Raw genomic sequence first — 18,557 nt, 5'->3', positions numbered from 1 at the left:
AATCTATAACTTAAGATTTCTCTCTAATCTCTGGTGAAGAGCCTTGATATGTTCTAGTTCTTCTCCATCTTCAATCTTACGGTCTGAATAATAGTATTCCACGCTGCCTCTTCCAACTAGTTCTTCTTCCTTTACAAGACCTGTGTTAATAATTGTTTCCCTTAGATGATTTGAAACACCTAAATTTCCATCTAACATTTCAATATCATTTGGGAATACCTTTGCAAATGTGTCTTTGAAATAATTAAAATGTGTGCATCCAAGCACTAATTGTGAGTAGTCAGCTAAATTATAATCTGCTAATGCTTTGTGAATATAATTAAGGAGTCTATCTCCCGAAAATTCATCGTTTTGTGCTAGTCTAACAAGACCTGGCATTGGAACGACATCAACCTTATTCTCCAAATCATACTTCAAAATAAGATTCTTTAATTTCGGTTCTTTAGCTGTAACTGGTGTTGCCATAACCATAACTCTCTTATCCTTACAGTGGGCAACTGCCGGTTTAACAGCAGGTTCGATTCCAATTACTGGAATCTTATACTTATTACGAAGAGGTGTTATAGCTGCTGTTGTAGCTGTATTACAAGCAAGGACAATAACTTCACAACCCTTATCAACTAGAAATCCAACTGCATGATCAACTAATTTTCTTATCTCTTCAATGGACTTTTCTCCGTAAGGCACATGATCTGTGTCCGCGTAGAAATAGTAGTCCACCTCTGGTAAAACCTTCATACTTTGATGTAGAGTGGATAATCCGCCTATACCAGAATCAAAAAAACCAACTTTCATACTTATGCCTCGTAATTCTTATTCGTACAAAAAGTGCGGGCAAAAAGCGCCGCACTTTAAATAGTCATATTTATTTATGAGATTTACTCATCTTTTCTATAATATACTAGTATCTTGTCTTTTACAACTTTAACTTTTTTAAGTCTTATCTTTCCCCTTAAAATCTCTTCCTGTAAGTTACTTACAAAATACTTATTAAGAAGATTAGCCACCTGCTTATTGGCTGAACGCTGCATAGCTGCTATAAACAAAAGAATTAAAAAAGCTACTAGCTTAAATGCTGTAGGAACTACAAACCACACATAAAGTGCTGTCTGTCTAGCTAAGGCATAAAAAGCCACTCCTAATATTACAACATAAATAACTGAGACAATATAAGCCTTTAACCAGTCTACAAGATTAAGTGCCTTTAATCGTCCAAATATATTATGATAACTTCTTGATTCTTCAGAAGTAATAGATATTTTTAAAACTTCCATCAAAATACCTCTCTATCTTTCTTAAATATATTACCCCTCCCATAAAAAATATTAAAATAAGTTTTAACCGTCACTCAAAACATCTTCCACATATCTAATTGATAAATCAAGAAAATTAGATATTTCATAGTCTGGAACCCCATTATCATGAAGGATAAATACTAGTTCTTCAATGGTTGTTCCCTTTCTTCTCTCAGTAATAATAAAATGTTTTACCTGAGTTTCATCCATTTTCATACTCATATACTTAAAACCTCCGACTTGTTACTTTGCTATATAAATGCAACTAAGTAAGAAACAAAGATTGTTTCTCTTATCTTATATAGACAATTCTAACCGGGTATTAAAACTGTCTTTTAAAATTCTTTTGGGAGAAAGAATTCTAAATCGTAATGTAGATATCAATCCGATTCACATTTGCCTAATTATAACATATATACTATTAATAGTCAATTACACAAGGGGCGCAAAGCCCCGTAAATACTGGCTTTGTTACATTTTCTTAAATATAAATAAAGTCCCGAAAATGTGTCAATTACGTCGCTTTTTATCAAAAAGTCAAGACTCGCTCGCGAGTCTTGCGCGCCGGATTCGGGTCTGCTTCAGCAGACAATTTCCTGTCCGAATCCGTGCGCATCCTCGCGGAGCGTTTAACTCAGTCGGAGCTTGTACTCCGACTGAGTTAAAGTTCGTCACTAACAATTCTATCCAAAAGATAAACTCTATTAAAAGGAAATGAAAAATAATAGCCGTCAATAAAGTCCTTAGTCTGACTTATAACAGACTTTGCCACCTTAATACCAACCTCTTCTCCCTCTTCCTTTGTCATGTCCTCTCGATACATGGAAATAATTTCATCAGTAACGTTAATTCCTGCCATTTCATTTTTCATAAAGCTAGCATTCTTAAGGCTTACTAAAGGCATAATCCCCGCTAATATCTTTGCCCTATCTCCCACAGCCTCTTTTATAGTCCTTAGCCTATCAATATCCTCTTTACTAAATATTGGTTGTGTAAAGAAAAATGTAGCGCCGGCCTCAAGCTTTTTAAGGACGCGATTTAGCTCTACCTTAAAATTACTTCTGCCCTGATTAATAGCACCACCAAAGACCATCTGACTTTGATTAAACTGGTCGCAATTCATATCCTTAATGATATTCATAAGCCCCACAGAATCAAAGTTAAATACTGACTTTACGCTTGAACGAACAATTGATGGAATGGGATCTCCTGTAATTACAAGGAAATTCTTAATGTCATTAACATAAGCTCCAAGTAACTGAGATCTAATAGCAATTGCGTTCTTATCTCTGCAGCAAATGTGTGGCATAACGCACATTCCTGTCTCGATATTTACTTTATTAGCCACAAGAATGGAATCTGCTCTTGTTCTACCCGAAGGTGAATCAGGGAAAGTAAGCACATCCACACCCTTATTCTTTAAATAAAGAGCCGAAGAAATAAGCTTCTCATCATCTCCGTTTAGAGGAGGTGCAAGCTCAACAGCAATTAGCTTACCACTAGCCTGATTAGGCTTATTATAAAAGGCTGCATCAGTAACTGCTTCTTTCCTTGTCTCCTTTACCTTATTGTCATTATTACGAACTTTTCCCTTAAAATCGAAGTCCTTAGCTATAGCCTTGATATGCTTTGGATTAGTACCACAACAGCCTCCAATAATATCAACGCCACAGTCAAGTAAGTTATCAATTCTTTCTTTAAAATAATCCACGTTCTGATTAAGGAAAACCATTCTACCGCTGACATTAGAAGGATAACCCACATTAGGAACTGTTATAAGTGGCTTAGTTATCATATAGCTAAGCTTCTTTATAATTGCCTCCATGTGACTAGGTCCAACCCCGCAATTAAAGCCTGTTGCAAAGATTTCCTCGCAATTGTTGGCATCCTCTAATAAATGTCTTGCAGAAAGGCCAGCATTACTATATCCATACTGATTTACGGAAAAACTTACTAAAACCTCACCATGTTTACTAGCAAGCTTAATAGCCTCCATTATGTAATCTAGGCTATCAAATGTCTCAAAATCAAAGATTTCAACCCCTTCTTCAATAAAGGCAGAAACTATCTCAAGATACTCCTTTGTAAGCATCTCTCTATCCATTAAGTCACTAAATGGGATAGGCCCTATGGATGCTGCTAAAAATGTATCGCTATCGCCAAGCTCATCTTCCTTATTAGCTTCTTTCTTCGCTAATTTAATAGCTGTTCTAGCATTAAAAATAGCAGCTCTTATATAGTCCTTAACCCTATCTATACTTGTATCAAGGCTTATGCTATTACATGCAAAGGTGTTAGTTCTAATAAGCTTAGCACCAGCCTCTATATATTCTTTATGGATATTAATTACCCTATCTTTATTAGTTATATTGGCAAATTCTGGTAATTCATTAGTATCAAAAAGATTGTTATAATATGTACCAAAAGCGCCATCTATCATTAATCGATTATCTTTTAAAAAAGCTTTTAAATTCATAAATTCCTTACCTAATAACCCCCGATTTTAAAGGATAAACACTGTGGTTGAGTATAACATATTACTTTCAATTTTTGTTAATAAAAATTTAATGTATAGGAATAAGTACAAAAGCGATTCGTTTTGATAGAAATACCCCCCTTTTGGAGTGAATAAGAAATTTTAATACTATGTTAATATTTTCTTGTAAGAAAGAAACAAGACTGTGTATAAATTAAGATCGTGACACAGTATTATATAGGTTTACGTTGATGAAAAGTTGGGAGGCCTTTTATTAACAAAAAGTAAAATAAAAAAGAAGCTAGTAATGATAGGAGGGAGACCTATTGATGCCTGGCTTCTTTTTTATTGCATTTTTGCTAGTAAATCAAAAAAGGGATAGCAACTTACCTATCCCTTTTATTCACTAATCTTTTCCTAAGCTTTACTTATTATCCTACTTTAATTCAGATGTACAATGTGGGCAACGTGTTGCCTTAATTGAAATCTTACTAAAACAGTATGGACACTCCTTCTCTGTTGGGTCCTTAACTTCTTCCTTCTTACCAAGACTTGTAAGCTTATTAATAGCCTTAACCATAACAAAGATACAAAAAGCCATAATAATGAAGTTTACAACCTGTGTTAAGAAATCACCCCATAAAAGATACTGAGCATTCTCACCTGTGCCAGACCATGGTAAATGTATCTTACCACCAAAGCTAGCACCACCAATTGAGTTGATTAATGGATTGATGAAATCAGTTGTAAGGGCTGTTACAATACTACCAAATGCAGCACCAATGATAACGCCGACTGCCATATCCATTACATTTCCCTTAAGCGCGAATTCCTTGAATTCTTTAAAGAATTTTTTCATATGATAATCCTCCCCAATTCATAGATTTATTCTTGATATTATTCTAGAAAGCTTTCTAAAACACTTCTAGAATTTATTTTAGTTTATTTCATTAAAATTGGCAATAGAAAAATCAATCTTATAACAATTCTCCCTTACTAATGCCCTAGATTAGCAATATTGCTCTATGTAATAATCAGAAGCATCCTTAATGGCATCAATATCATCTAAATTAGACTTATCAAATACGCCAATAGTTTTAAAACCTGCGGATTTTGCTGCATTTATAGCAACATATAAATCTTCAAATACAAGACAATCACTAATATCTGCTCCAATACGCTTTGCCGCCTCTATATAGACATCAGGAAATTCCTTTCCTCTATTAACTTCCTTAGTCTGTACAAAGACATCAAAGAAGTCATAAATGCCGTTTCTAATTAAGCAATCCTTATAAAGTACCTCATCTGAAGAGGTAGCCACTGCAAGCTTAATATTTAAGTCCTTCATCTTCTTAAGTAAATCAAAGGCCCCAGGCTTTAGCATAATGTCCTCTCTATAGGCCTTAATTGCCATGCCATACCATTCATTTACTATGTCTTTTGGATCTTCCTCTAAATTGTATCTCTCAACTGTATAAACTGCGCCAGATTCAAAATTATGCTTTTTAATTTCAATGGCATATTCCTCTGTCATAGGAATATTTCTTTTTCTTAAAAATTCCTCATCCACCTTTGTCCAAACATCAGAAGAATCTAGTAAAGTTCCATCTAAATCAAAAATGGCATATTTATATTTATATAAATCTTCGTAATTCATAAATCTAATTCCCTTTCAAGCCTAGTCTATTGTCAAAAAAGGCGCCAAAATGGCGCCTAACTAAACTTTCTTTTAATTATTCAGCCTGACTAGTTGACTCTTGTGATTCTTCTGTTGATTCCTCGCTTGTGTCAGAATCCTCTGAATCTGAGCTTGTAGATGAGCTGTACATCTTAATTCTGTTATGAATATTAGTAAAGCTCATAGCCTCCATAACAGGGCTAATAACCTCGTTATACTTCTGGCTTAGAATTGTTGATCTAATCTCATCTTCATCATAATCAGTAGAACTATCCTCTGTAGAATCTGTAGATTCTGTTGAATCAGTTGATTCTGTAGAATCGCTTGAGTAGTTTTCAGCAATATAAGCAGCTACTTCTTCATCAGTTGCAGCAAGTTCTTCCTGTAACTGCTCAAGGTAGCTCTGAGCCTCTAAAACTTCAAGAATATATGACTTGATATTTGAAAGGCTAGCATTGTCGCCGTAAAGTGACTTAACATATTCCTTAACGGACATACTATTAGACTCTGCTGTTGATGTAATATTTTCAACAAATTCATTGTAGTCATCATCAGCTGTTGTATACTCGTAACCAGCTTCACTAGCTAACTGTAATAATGCCTTATATTCCTTAATTGTATCAACTGTCTGTGATGCGAAATAATCATACCATGTGTAATCATCAGAATATGTCTGAGCCTTATCCTTCTTTGAAGAACTATAGCCTAAGTAATTCTCATAATAATCAAGATATGTCATGTCGCTATAAAGTGTAGTATTAAATAATGTGGACTTAGTCATGCCGTAATAGAAATCAAATTCGATTTCGCTTACATTTTCATTATTAACCTTAATAAACTGTGTATGAATTCTATAGTATCTTAAAGAAAATGCAGCAACACCGCTAATTACAATAATTGCCACGAGGCATAAGGCAACGATTTTTGCAATAAATTTATTACGCTTTGCCTTACGTTCCTCTTCCTTTCTTTTAGCTACCTTCTTGTCATACTTAGTAACGACTTTTCCAGTATTGTCATTACTTTCCTGTTTCTTTCCCATTTTTTGAAACCTCCATAAATTATTCTATACCTAGCTCTTCTTTAAGTTCGTCAAGTTCAAGCATCCAAATATGTGAGCTTGCATCACTTGGCATTCTTAAATCTCCCCTTGGTGATACTGCTACAGAACCAACCTTAGGTCCATCTGGTAAACAAGAACGCTTAAACTGTTGAGCAAAGAATCTCCAAGTAAAGGTACGAAGCCATTTGTAGATTATAGCATCCGAATATGTATTTTCTTTGATTTCCTCTGCAAAAGCTAGCTTTGCAATTCTAAATAATTTCTTTGGTGTCATGCCAAATCTTAACATGTGATAAAGGAAAAAATCATGTAACTCATAAGGGCCTACTAAATCCTCAGTTTTTTGAGCAATCTTGCCATCCTTATCTGGTGGTAAAAGCTCTGGAGATACTGGTGTATCAAGTACATCAAGTAAGACTCTAGATAATTCCTCTTCCTTACATGTATCAGCATAAAATCTAACCAAATGTCTTACCAAAGTCTTAGGTATAGATACATTTACAGCATACATAGACATGTGATCGCCGTTGTATGTAGCCCAACCAAGAGCTAACTCTGATAAATCCCCTGTACCTATTACAAGACCTGCTGTTTGATTAGCAATATCCATTAAAAGCTGTGTACGCTCTCTTGCCTGACTGTTCTCATAAGTGACATCATGCACTGACTCATCGTGATTAATATCATGAAAATGTTGTCTAACAGCATCTACAATGCTAATCTCCCTTAAAGAACAACCTAGCTTCTTTGTAAGTAAAACTGCATTAGAATAAGTTCTATCAGTTGTACCAAATCCAGGCATTGTTACACAAGTAATGCCCTTTCTATCTAAACCTAATAAATCAAAGGCTCTTGCAGTAACAAGTAATGCAAGTGTAGAATCAAGGCCACCTGAAATACCAATAACCGCTGACTTAGAATGAGTATGTTCTAATCTCTTCTTTAAGCCATAAGACTGAATATTTAAGATTTCCTCACATCTTGCATCTCTCTCCTCCTTATCAGAAGGTACGAAAGGTGCCTTATCATAAAATCTATTAAGCTCTAAGTCTAATTTTCTAATTTCATCAAGATTAATTATAGCTGCAAAATCTGCTGATCTATCCTCATTTGCTCTAAAGGTAGACATTCTGCGTCTTTCGGCAACTAACTTTTCAACATCAATATCAGCATAGATGCTCTCGCCGCTAAAACGCTTAGACTCTGCGAGCACGCTACCATTTTCAGCAATAATATTATGACCTGAGAAGACAATATCCTGAGTGGATTCGCCCTCACCTGCACTTGTGTAAACATAAGCGCAAAGAAGTCTAGCTGAAGTACTTGATACAAGGCTCTTTCTATAGTTTGCCTTGCCAATAAGCTCGTTACTTGCCGAAGCATTGACAATTAAAGATGCCCCCTGCACTGTAACCATAGATGTACTTGGTGGGTTAACTGTCCATAAATCCTCGCAAATTTCAACGCCTACGATTAAGTCCTCGAAATTTGAAAATTTATAGCAAAGTTCATTTGAAAACGGAATGTAGTCCTCACCAAATTCTATAAAATCCCCTTTAACAGGACCCGGATTAAACCATCTTGCCTCATAGAATTCCCCATAGTTTGGAATATACTTTTTTGTTGTAAAGCCGCAAATTTCTCCATCCTTTACTGCTGCCACAACATTGTAAAGCTTAGACTTTACCTGTAATGGAAGTCCAATAAAGAAAAGAGTTCCAGGAAATTCACTAGAATATTCCTTTAACTCTACTAAAGCCTTTTTAGCCTCATCTAATAGCTTTTTTTGTAAAAATAAATCATTACAAGTATAGCCAGTTAAAACTAGCTCTGGAAAAGAAACAATAGCTGCACCCTTGTCATAAGCTTCCTTCATTAAGACCTTAACTGCCTCAAGATTTGCTCTAACATCCGCTACTGTTACCTTAGGAGTCATACTTGCAACTCTTACAAAACCATCTTTCATTAAAGAAACTCCTTATTCACTAAGATTTTCAGGCATTGCACAAGAAACTCTTAAAACTCTATGTCCGTCAAGTAATTTGTTCTCAAGTCTGTAGAAAGATACAACCTTTGTTATATGATTGTCCTTTGAAACTAACTCATGCTGATAACAAACATATCTCTTTTCAATAAACTGTTCTCTAAATTCCTGAATTAAAGACTCATATTCTACATCAGGTACTAAGTTCTTAAAACTAATCTTTCCGTCCTTAATATCTTCCTCTGTGTAACCTAAAACTTCTGTAAATCTCTCATCGATATCAAGAATTCTACCGCTTCTCATAAGAATTGAGAAACATACGTAAGGTACTGCTATCATTGAATCTGCCATAAAAATCCTACCTTTCTATATAGCCACCCCGAAAATTCGAGGTGGCCAATCACTATACTTAACTAAATAATAAGCTAAATCAGGCATATTATCTAGTCTAATATTATATTTTACAAATATTTTTAGAAAAAATTTACTTCTGAAGCGAAGCTAATCTCTCCTTAACCTGCTCAAGCATAGCACTATACTTAGCAAGCTTTTCCTTCTCTTCGTTGATCTTGCTTTCTGGAGCCTTAGATACGAACTTCTCATTATTTAACATACCGTTACAACGAGCGATTTCGCCGTTAAGCTTCTTCTCTTCCTTAGATAATCTCTCGATTTCCTTATCAATATCTACTAATTCAGCAAATGGAATGTAGATTACTGCATCTGGAATAACTGTTGAAACAGCATCTTCAGAGATTCCTGTCTTATCTTCCTGAATATGTACTTCTGAAGCGTAAGCAAGAGTTGCAAAGAAAGCGTTAGCATTTGCAAATGTATCTCTAACCCAAGCATCCTCAGATACAACATAAACTGCTGCCTTTCTACTTGGAGCTACATTCATCTCAGCTCTTAAGTTACGGATATTTCTAACTGCAACCTTAATAGCCTCAATAGCCTTCTCTTCATCAGCGAAGTTAAACTTCTCATCATATACAGGCCAGCTACTAATCATAATAGACTCTTCTTCATCCTGAATATTGCAGAAGATTTCCTCTGTAATAAATGGCATATATGGGTGAAGTAACTTTAAGGCATCAATTAATACCTTCTTTAAAGTCCAAATAGCTGCAACCTTTGTTGTATCTTCGTCGTTATAAAGTCTTGGCTTAACCATTTCAATATACCAGTCACAGAACTCTTCCCATAAGAAGTTGTTAATCTTATCTACAGCAATACCCATTTCATACTTCTCTAAGTTGTCTGTAACTTCTGTTACTAAGTTGTTAAGCTTAGATAAAATCCACTTATCAGCTGATGTTAAGTTAGCTGGAATTTCATCTGTTGCCTTAACCTTATTATCTGGATCATTCATCATGATAAATCTTGATGCGTTCCAAACCTTATTAGCAAAGTTTCTAGAAGCTTCAACTCTCTCATCGTAGTAACGCATATCATTACCAGGAGCATTACCTGTAATAAGTGTGTAACGAAGAGCATCAGCACCGTACTTTTCAATAACTTCAAGTGGATCAACACCGTTACCAAGTGACTTACTCATCTTACGACCCTGTGAATCACGAACAAGACCGTGGAATAATACCTTATCAAATGGCTTCTTACCCATCTGCTCATAACCTGAGAAAATCATTCTGATTACCCAGAAGAAGATAATATCGTAACCTGTAACTAATACGTTAGTAGGGTAGAAATAATCAAGTTCTTCTGTCTTTTCTGGCCAACCAAGTGTTGAGAATGGCCAAAGAGCTGATGAGAACCAAGTATCAAGTGTATCAGGATCCTGAGTCATGTGACCACCACACTTAGGACAAGTACAAACCTCATCCTTTGAAACTACCATTTCACCGCACTCATCACAGTAATATGCTGGAATTCTATGACCCCACCATAACTGTCTTGAAATACACCAGTCCTTAATATTATCTGTCCAGTTGTAGAAAGTCTTATCCATAGAAGCTGGAATTAACTGAATGTCACCATTCTTAACGCCTTCTACTGCTGGCTTAATAAGATCTTCCATCTTAACGAACCACTGCTGCTTAATCATAGGCTCAACAGTTGTCTTACATCTATCATGTGTACCAACATTATGAACGTGGTCTTCAACTCTAACTAAAAGACCTTCTGCCTCTAAATCAGCAACCATAGCCTTTCTAGCTTCGTATCTATCCATACCCTTATATTTGCCTTCAACCTTGATTGTAGCATCATCATTAAGGATGTTGATTTCTGATAAATTGTGTCTTTTACCAACTTCAAAATCGTTAGGGTCATGAGCTGGAGTAATCTTAACAACACCAGTACCAAATTCCATATCAACGTATTCATCAGCAATAATAGGAATTGTTCTATCTGTAAGTGGAAGCTTAACTTCCTTACCAACAAGGTCTGTATATCTCTCATCCTTAGGATTTACTGCAAGTGCGCTATCACCAAGTAATGTTTCAGGTCTTGTTGTTGCGATTTCAACGCATCTGTCTTCACCAACTACTGGGTAGTTAATGTGCCAGAAATGTCCTGCCTGCTCCTCATGCTCAACTTCAGCATCAGAAATAGATGTATTACATACTGGACACCAGTTAATGATTCTTGAACCCTTGTAAATAAGACCTTTCTCATATAACTTAATGAAAACTTCCTGAACGGCATTAGAACAGCCCTCATCCATTGTGAATCTTTCTCTGTCCCAATCACATGAAGAACCAATTTTCTTTAACTGGCTTGTAATTGTTCCTCCGTATTCCTTCTTCCATTCCCAAGTTCTTTTAAGGAAACCTTCTCTACCAAGCTCGTGCTTATCAATACCCTCATCCTTTAAGGCATTAGTAACCTTAACTTCTGTTGAAATTGAAGCATGATCAGTACCAGGCACCCATAAAGCTTCAAAGCCCTGCATTCTCTTAAATCTAATTAAAATGTCCTGCATTGTGTTATCAAGGGCATGACCCATATGTAACTTACCTGTAATATTTGGAGGTGGCATTACAATTGTAAATGGTTTCTTACTCCTATCAACTTCTGCATGGAAATACTTCTTATCTAACCACTTCTGATATGTTCTATCTTCAATATCAGCAGGGTTATAAGTCTTTGCTAATTCTTTACTCATATCTTACTCCTTCAAAATAATAAATAATAAGAAAACGCCCTCTGCGGGCATTTGCTCGCAAAGGGCGTATTAAACGCGGTACCACCTTTGATTATACTCATTAAATTCTGTAACGGGAATTCCCGGTAAGACTTAAGTCATCTAGTCTGCTTTTGAAAATGAATCTCTTAATCAAAATAGCCTAAAAGGTTCTCGGTCTTACTGCAAGAAAGCTACCTTCCACTAATCTTTACCAAAAATATCTTCCAGCCAATATGGATATTTCTCTCTGTTGGCTACTAGTTAGCTTACTCCTCTTTCTTATAGCATAAATATTGAATTAACATATTCTAAAAACTTGTTCAAAATATGTACTTTCTAATAATAATATGCCATAAGTAAAAAATCAAGCCTAAATATTAGCTAGTAAGCTAGTTACTAGCCTTAATCCCAATATCCTAGCTCCACGCCCTTTTTATAAATAGCTAGAGCCTGACTATAATAGCCATAGGCATTAAAATGTGTCCAGTCATATCTTAGCTGACTTGAGATTTTTCCATACTCATAGCCTTCGCAATCTTCTTCCGTCTCTTCCAAACCGCAATCGCTAAGGCCATTTTCAATTAAATAAAGTCTTGTATTAAGGAAGTGATCCCCATAGGCTTTTGATAATGCATTCTCCCATTCTGTAGTCATAAGTCCTCTTGGATTACCCTGGGCATCCACATCTGTTTCCCACCATTCAGCAATACTATCCCCTGGGTCATCAGTGTCCCCTACAATAATGTAGTAATCACAGTTATTTGCAACAATCATAGAATCTATCTGGGCTATTAAATCATCATAATCTTCCCAGCCGCCGTTACTTCCGACCTCTATAACTAAAATATCTCCAGCTGTTTCTACGGCTGCGGCAGTTTTTACAACACTACCCTTCTCAAGGCTCACAGGTATTGAATCTCTTAAAACGCTAGCACTTATCTCATCTCCATAAGCATAAAGATAAGCAAAACTATCATCTAGACTATAAAACTTCTCTAGATAAATGTTACCCACATCGTCTAATAAAACCTTAAATCTTAGGCCTTCAATATAGACGATATCACTTTCATGCATATAACTTGAACAGCCATAGCCATTGTAGTCATTCATATAAACTAGGCCACCATCTTCTGTAACGATATTTACTCTAACAGGTTCATCTCCTACAATAACGTCTCTATCAAGATACATGGAAATTCCGCCCTCTCTTAGGGCAATTTCATAGGAAGTCTCACCAATTCTACCTAGGTTATTCACCTTAAGACCAGTTAAATAGCCCACGGTATCAGAAGATGCAAGACCAGTAACGTCATAGTAATTACCATCAAGTTCTACAACTCCACCAATCTCATCACCGATACCTTCCGTCATTGAGTCTCCCCAAAAAGTTATTGCACGTAGCAAACCGTCATAGACCGTTAAATCAGGATTAACAGCTCTCTCGGTCTCAGATTCATTTTCAATAATTGAAGACCAATCAATACTTGTAGTTTCCTCTTCGTCGGCGCCGTATACATTCTCTATGTCATTGTCATTATTCTTTGCTCGTTTAATAAGGCCATAAGCTGCAATAGATAAAATCGCTACTGCAACCATGACTATGCTAAAAACCACTTTTAATTTCTTTAACATAAGCTACCTCTTTTCTACCTTCATTATAAACAATCTTGGCAAAATAACAAGTTTATTATCTAAATTACAGATTTTGTGCTATACTTAAAGTAACTTAAATTCACAATTAAAATTTAAAATATATAGAGGAGGATTTTTATATGGAGACAAGACCTTATGTTCCTTGGGATTTAATTGGCGACTTCATGAGAGATGCCTTTGTGGCAGTTGGGGTACCAAAGGATGATGCTAAAATTTGCGCAGACGTCCTTATGGAAAGTGACCGCAGAGGTATTGAAAGTCATGGTTGCAACCGCTTTAAGCCAATTTACATTGACAGAATCAATGCAGGCATTCAAAATCCCGTAACTAATTACGAAGTTATTAAAGATACGGCAACCACATTAGTTGCTGATGCCCACGATGGTATGGGAATGGTGGCTTCTTATAAAATGATGAAAAGCCTGATAGAAAAGGCTAAAACTTACGGTATGGCCGCCGGTGCTATTAGAAACTCAACCCACTACGGTATCGCTGGTTACTGGGCTATGATGGCTTCTAAAGAAAATATGATTGGCATTACCGGTACTAATGCAAGACCTTCCATTGCACCAACCTTTGGTGTTGAAAATATGCTAGGTACTAATCCCCTTACCTTTGCTATGCCAACAAATGAGGAATTCCCATTTGTTCTAGACTGTGCAACTTCTATTACTCAAAGAGGTAAGATTGAGTTTTATGCTAGATCAGGTAAGGACACACCAGCTGGTATGGTTATAGGTAAAGATGGTGAGGCTAAAACAAATAGTAGCGAAATCCTAGTGGACTTAACTAAGGGAGAAGCTGCCCTTGCCCCACTTGGTGGAATCGGAGAAGAACTTGCAGGTTACAAGGGTTATGGCTACGCTACAATTGTAGAGATTTTATCTGCTGCTCTAGCTTCCGGTAACTTCCTAAAGGCTCTTTCAGGTATTGATGCAAATGGCAATAAAGGCCCATATCATCTTGGCCATTTCTTTATTGTTATTAACCCTGATTTCTTCTGCGGTGCTGAAGACTTTAAAAAGATTACAACTGAGATTCTAAAGGAACTTCGTGCTTCACAAAAAGCCCCAGGCCAAGATAGAATCTATACTGCCGGTGAAAAAGAATGGCTTGTATGGCAGGAGCGAAAGGAAAAAGGTGTTCCGGTAGGTGAAGCTGTTCAGAAGGAATTTATTGAAATTAGAGATAAATATAACTTGCCTTACACATTCCCTTTTGAGTAAAATTTACAAAGCTAATTTTTGAATAAAATTTACCAAAAGCAGGTGCTAGAAAATTCTAACACCTGCTTTTTTGATTTCTTATATATGTCTGGTTTTTCTATAAAGCTAGCCACAATTAAGGCTTATATAGTCATATAGGCAGACATCTTACAAACTCCTGCTGCCCCAGCCTCTATACAAAGTTCTTCATTAGAAGTCTTTATTCCACCAATGGCATAAACTGGCATCTTAGCCTCAGTCACAACTTCTCTTAAAAAGTCAAGACCTCTTCCCTTCAGTCCCTTCTTACAATCTGTTTCAAAGATATGACCTGCAAAGACATAATCAAAGCCCGCCTCATTACAAAGCCTAATATCTTCTAGAGAATGCACGCTAGTACCAATACTATCAAAAAAGGGACGAATAATTCTTAAATCCTTTATTTTCATAAATTCCCCAAAGGATAAATGAATATTTCTAATACCAAGGACCTTAGCTGCTTCTATATTATTATGAAGATAAAGAATAGTTTTATTATAAGATTCTTTCCCGTTTTGAGGATTTCCCATATCAAAAACTAATTTCTTCACCTTTCTTGCAAGTTCTAAATATTCCTCTTTAGTTAAGTCCTTTTCTCTTAAGATAAGCATATCAGGAGAATCTTTCATATTTATTACATGTCCTATTTGTTCAAAAAAATCTCCTGTGACTAAATGTCTATTAGTTACACAAATTCTTTTATACATAAATGTAATCGTTTAGTACCGGCTGCAAACCTTCACCTGCCATATCGTCATACATTTGGTCAAAGCTTCTTCTATCTGAAATATCAAACTGCTCATCACCGCATTCTTCATTCTCTGATACGGCCTCTTGCTGCAACGCTTTAATACTCTCCTTCTTATCAAAATCGCTAGCCTTGCTTTCCATTTCTTCCTCTTCTTTGTAGGCCTCGTATTTCTCCTCATGATCTCCAATACCAGTAGACACTCCAGCAGAAATCTTTGTAGCACAAATCTTTGCAATACCATCGCGGAAGTGTTTCTCTTCTCTTGAAGAAACAGTAATTCCAACGTATGGTAAGAAAATTCTATAGGCACATAGAATCTGGCAAAGCTCAGTTTCATGCACATCAAGAGGGTTAATCTTATCGTTATTAACAATAGGACGAAGTCTTGGACAGGATAGTGAATACTCTACGTGAGGGTATTTTCTAGCTAGGAAATATAGGTGAAGGGCTGAGGCAAGGGCATCTTCTCTAAAGTTTGTTAGACCTAGGAGGGCTGAGAAAGCCACACCTCTCATGCCACCAAGAATTGCTCTTTCCTGTGCCTGAAATCTATATGGAAAGATTCTTTTATTTCCAAGCAAATGTAGGGTCTCATACTTATCTGGATTATAGGTCTCCTGAAAAACTGTTACGTAATCTGCGCCACACTCATGTAAATACTTATAATCGTTGACATTAACAGGGTAGATTTCAAGGCCTACATTTTTGAAATATTTTCTTGCAAGCTTACAAGCCTCACCGATATATTTAACGTCACTATAAACAGGTGATTCTCCAGTTAAAATAAGGATTTCTTCAATACCTGACTTAGAGATAACTTCCATTTCATGTCGTATTTCTTCAAAAGACATCTTCTTACGCTTAATGTCGTTATAACAGTTAAAACCACAGTAAACGCAGTAGTTATCGCAGTAATTTGCAATATAGAGCGGAGTGAAGAGATAAACAGTGTTGCCAAAATGTTTCGCTGTCTCTATCTTTGCTCTAGCCGCCATCTTTTCAATATGCTTTTTAGCTGCAGGAGAAAGTAGGGCCTTGAAGTCTTCAATACTTGGAGTCTTAGCTGCAAGGGCGCGGTAAACATCTGCATCTGTATAAGAATCCCAATCTATATCCTTTAAGTTTTCTAAGACCTTATCCTGAATGTCTGATTCAAGCTGATCCATGTTTGGTAAGAATTTCATATGATCAATTCTTACTGACTTATTATTTTCTATTTCATGCTTTCTTTTTAGGGCAGCTTCAGATAACTTATCTGAATCCACTAAAAATTCATTTTCCATTTTTATCCTTCTTTCTTAATTAAAGCTAGTTTGTAATCTAGTCTCTTAAAAATCCTGTTAATGGGTCCATGCTCTCAGAGCCTCTTGTTAAGACTCTTCCAAGTCCTGCAAGATAGGCACTTCTTCCGGCCTCGATTGCATTTTTAAAAGCTGTTGCCATCATTGGAATATCCTTAGCTGTTGCAATAGCTGTGTTACACATAATTGCAGAAGCACCCATTTCCATGGCTGCACAGGCTTCTGATGGCTTACCAATACCTGCATCAACAATGATTGGTAAATCAATTTCGTCAATTAAAATCTGGATAAAATCCTTTGTTGCAAGACCTCTGTTAGAACCAATTGGTGAGGCAAGTGGCATAACTGCAGCTGCACCTACATTTTCTAATTCTCTTGCAGCATAAAGGTCTGGATACATATAAGGAAGTACTACAAAACCTTCCTTAGCTAGAATCTCAGTAGCTTTGATAGTTTCGTTGTTATCAGGTAGTAGGTACTTAGAATCCTTCATAATCTCTACCTTTACAAAATCTCCGCCACCAAGTTCTCTTGAGAGATGGGCAATTCTAACAGCTTCACTCGCATCTCTTGCCCCTGATGTATTTGGAAGTAATGTGACATTTTCAGGCACATAATCCATGATATTCTCTGAATCTTTAGTGTTTGCACGTCTAACTGCAAGAGTGATAATCTCAGCTCCTGCATTCTCAACTGCTGCCTTAATAAGCTCAAGGTTATACTTTCCTGAACCTAAGATAAATCGAGAGTTAAACTCTCTTCCGCCTAATACTAATTTGTCCTCTTTATTCAAAATTTTTTCCTCCCTTAAGCACCGGTTTAAACCCGATTAAAATCTTCTTTTAAAGTGGGACTAATCAGCCCCCACCCATAAATGAAACTACTTCCACAACATCGCCATCTTTTAAAGTTGTCTTATCATAGAATTCTTTTTTAAGAATCTCTAGGTTGTATTCAATAACATAGCTGTTATCCTTAAACTCTAGTTCTCTAACAACTTCTAAAAGATTGCGACCAGCTGCCTCAAGGCTTTGTCCGTTAATCTTTACCATCTTTTCCTTCCTTTCTTATAAAAAGCAATTTCAGCGCAACAAAAAAGCATCGCTAAACTAAGAGATAATCTCCTAGTCTAGCGACGCCTGTAATTTCCTAATTCTAGTCAAGGTGGTGTCCCCAATGACTAGCTATTTAATTAGTGCTTGCATCAACTGCAACAACTTGTCAAGACTCGCTCGCGAGTCTTGCGCGCCGGATTCGGGTCTGCTTCAGCAGACAAATTCCTGTCCGAATCCGTGCGCATCCTCGCGGAGCGTTTAACTCAGTCGGAGCTTGTACTCCTACTGAGTTAAAGATTAACACTTTAAATTAGTGCTGTCAATTCTTTAATTAACATAAGCCGCTGAATTTCTCTACTTTTTTTGGATGTATCTCATGCTCTCCAATGATCTTTTCCATCCAAACCATGTCATACCATTCATCAAATTTATAACCACTCTGCTTAAACTCAGCATTAATTCTATAGCCCAAGGCCTTGTGAAAATCAATAGAGGCATTAGTTAGATGCTTTGATGGGTGCTTTGTTGCGGCAATGCAGGAATAGAGGTTTTTGATATTCATTTTCTTAAGGCAATCCTCCATCTTTAAGTAAAGCTTAGAGCCTATACCCTTTCCTCTAATATCTTCCTTTAAATAAATTGTCATCTCTACGCACCAGTCATAAGCCTCTCTTACATTATAGGCATGAGCATAGCTGTAGCCTACAATCTTTCCATCCATTTCTGCCACAAGGTATGGGTACTTTGCTGTAATAGCAAGAATTCTTTCTTTAAACTCCTCCACACTTGGAATCTGTGTTTCAAATGTTATCGCAGTATTCTCTACATAATATCCATAAATTTCTAATAAGTCTTTAGCGTCATCTAGCTTGACTTCTCTAATAATCATTTTATGAATCCTTCCTGTAA

At 36.3% G+C, this 18,557-nt stretch carries 17 protein-coding genes; 1 reads left to right on the top strand and 16 read right to left on the bottom strand.

The features are described from left to right. Window positions 1-3 precede the first annotated feature (3 nt). The 11 genes from murI to G600_RS15940 all read right to left on the bottom strand — a co-directional run bounded on the left by murI (window position 4) and on the right by G600_RS15940 (window position 13,276). Window positions 4-795: a glutamate racemase gene (gene murI, locus G600_RS0102050; RefSeq protein ID WP_027430447.1), complete on the bottom strand. Its 792-nt coding sequence runs from the start codon at window positions 793-795 to the stop codon at window positions 4-6. Window positions 796-878: 83 nt separating this feature from the next. Then, entirely contained in the window at window positions 879-1,274 is a 396-nt protein-coding gene (locus G600_RS0102045; protein ID WP_027430446.1) for a hypothetical protein, read from the bottom strand. 63 nt (window positions 1,275-1,337) lie between these two features. Then, a complete protein-coding gene (locus G600_RS0102040) occupies window positions 1,338-1,517 on the bottom strand; it encodes a TBP-associated factor 9 domain-containing protein (RefSeq protein ID WP_027430445.1) in 180 nt (59 codons plus the stop codon). Between the two features lie 439 nt (window positions 1,518-1,956). Further along, entirely contained in the window at window positions 1,957-3,771 is a 1,815-nt protein-coding gene (locus tag G600_RS0102035) for a bifunctional homocysteine S-methyltransferase/methylenetetrahydrofolate reductase (RefSeq protein WP_027430444.1), read from the bottom strand. 436 nt (window positions 3,772-4,207) lie between these two features. After that, the gene (gene mscL, locus G600_RS0102030) at window positions 4,208-4,630 is read right to left on the bottom strand and encodes a large conductance mechanosensitive channel protein MscL (RefSeq protein WP_027430443.1); all 423 of its coding nucleotides are present in this window, start codon (window positions 4,628-4,630) and stop codon (window positions 4,208-4,210) included. 150 nt (window positions 4,631-4,780) lie between these two features. Next, window positions 4,781-5,428 (bottom strand): HAD family hydrolase, encoded by a 648-nt coding sequence (locus G600_RS0102025; protein WP_027430442.1) that lies wholly within the window; start codon window positions 5,426-5,428, stop codon window positions 4,781-4,783. 76 nt (window positions 5,429-5,504) lie between these two features. Beyond that, window positions 5,505-6,491 (bottom strand): hypothetical protein, encoded by a 987-nt coding sequence (locus G600_RS0102020; protein ID WP_027430441.1) that lies wholly within the window; start codon window positions 6,489-6,491, stop codon window positions 5,505-5,507. A gap of 19 nt (window positions 6,492-6,510) precedes the next feature. Continuing rightward, on the bottom strand, window positions 6,511-8,478 hold the full coding sequence (locus G600_RS0102015; protein ID WP_027430440.1) for an NAD(+) synthase: 1,968 nt from the start codon (window positions 8,476-8,478) through the stop codon (window positions 6,511-6,513). A gap of 12 nt (window positions 8,479-8,490) precedes the next feature. Continuing rightward, window positions 8,491-8,847, bottom strand: a complete 357-nt coding sequence (locus G600_RS0102010; RefSeq protein ID WP_027430439.1) for a PAS domain-containing protein — start codon at window positions 8,845-8,847, stop codon at window positions 8,491-8,493. A gap of 133 nt (window positions 8,848-8,980) precedes the next feature. Beyond that, window positions 8,981-11,623, bottom strand: a complete 2,643-nt coding sequence (locus G600_RS0102005; protein ID WP_027430438.1) for a valine--tRNA ligase — start codon at window positions 11,621-11,623, stop codon at window positions 8,981-8,983. 423 nt (window positions 11,624-12,046) lie between these two features. Further along, a complete protein-coding gene (locus G600_RS15940) occupies window positions 12,047-13,276 on the bottom strand; it encodes a hypothetical protein (RefSeq protein WP_027430437.1) in 1,230 nt (409 codons plus the stop codon). Window positions 13,277-13,416: 140 nt separating this feature from the next. On the opposite strand from G600_RS15940, the gene G600_RS0101995 reads away from it, so the two are divergent. Next, window positions 13,417-14,523 (top strand): Ldh family oxidoreductase, encoded by a 1,107-nt coding sequence (locus G600_RS0101995; RefSeq protein ID WP_027430436.1) that lies wholly within the window; start codon window positions 13,417-13,419, stop codon window positions 14,521-14,523. Between the two features lie 122 nt (window positions 14,524-14,645). On the opposite strand, the gene G600_RS0101990 is transcribed toward G600_RS0101995, so the two are convergent. The 5 genes from G600_RS0101990 to G600_RS0101970 form a co-directional block, all read right to left on the bottom strand. Next, complete coding sequence (locus G600_RS0101990; RefSeq protein ID WP_027430435.1) at window positions 14,646-15,248, bottom strand: thiamine phosphate synthase; 603 nt, start codon at window positions 15,246-15,248, stop codon at window positions 14,646-14,648. Then, window positions 15,241-16,575, bottom strand: coding sequence for a 2-iminoacetate synthase ThiH (gene thiH, locus G600_RS0101985; RefSeq protein WP_027430434.1), 1,335 nt, complete (start codon window positions 16,573-16,575; stop codon window positions 15,241-15,243). The genes G600_RS0101990 and thiH overlap by 8 nt, the downstream gene beginning before the upstream one ends. Window positions 16,576-16,612: 37 nt before the next feature. After that, entirely contained in the window at window positions 16,613-17,386 is a 774-nt protein-coding gene (locus tag G600_RS0101980; protein WP_034245167.1) for a thiazole synthase, read from the bottom strand. Window positions 17,387-17,450: 64 nt separating this feature from the next. Further along, on the bottom strand, window positions 17,451-17,645 hold the full coding sequence (gene thiS, locus G600_RS0101975; protein WP_027430432.1) for a sulfur carrier protein ThiS: 195 nt from the start codon (window positions 17,643-17,645) through the stop codon (window positions 17,451-17,453). A gap of 334 nt (window positions 17,646-17,979) precedes the next feature. Beyond that, window positions 17,980-18,537: a GNAT family N-acetyltransferase gene (locus G600_RS0101970; RefSeq protein ID WP_103952193.1), complete on the bottom strand. Its 558-nt coding sequence runs from the start codon at window positions 18,535-18,537 to the stop codon at window positions 17,980-17,982. Between the last annotated feature and the right edge of the window lie 20 nt (window positions 18,538-18,557).

Origin of the sequence: Lachnospira multipara ATCC 19207, assembly GCF_000424105.1 — a bacterium.
In the GTDB taxonomy this organism is placed as follows: Bacteria; Bacillota; Clostridia; order Lachnospirales; family Lachnospiraceae; genus Lachnospira; species Lachnospira multipara.
Note: the sequence above shows the minus strand (reverse complement) of the source record. Positions and strands in the feature narration are given on the sequence as shown.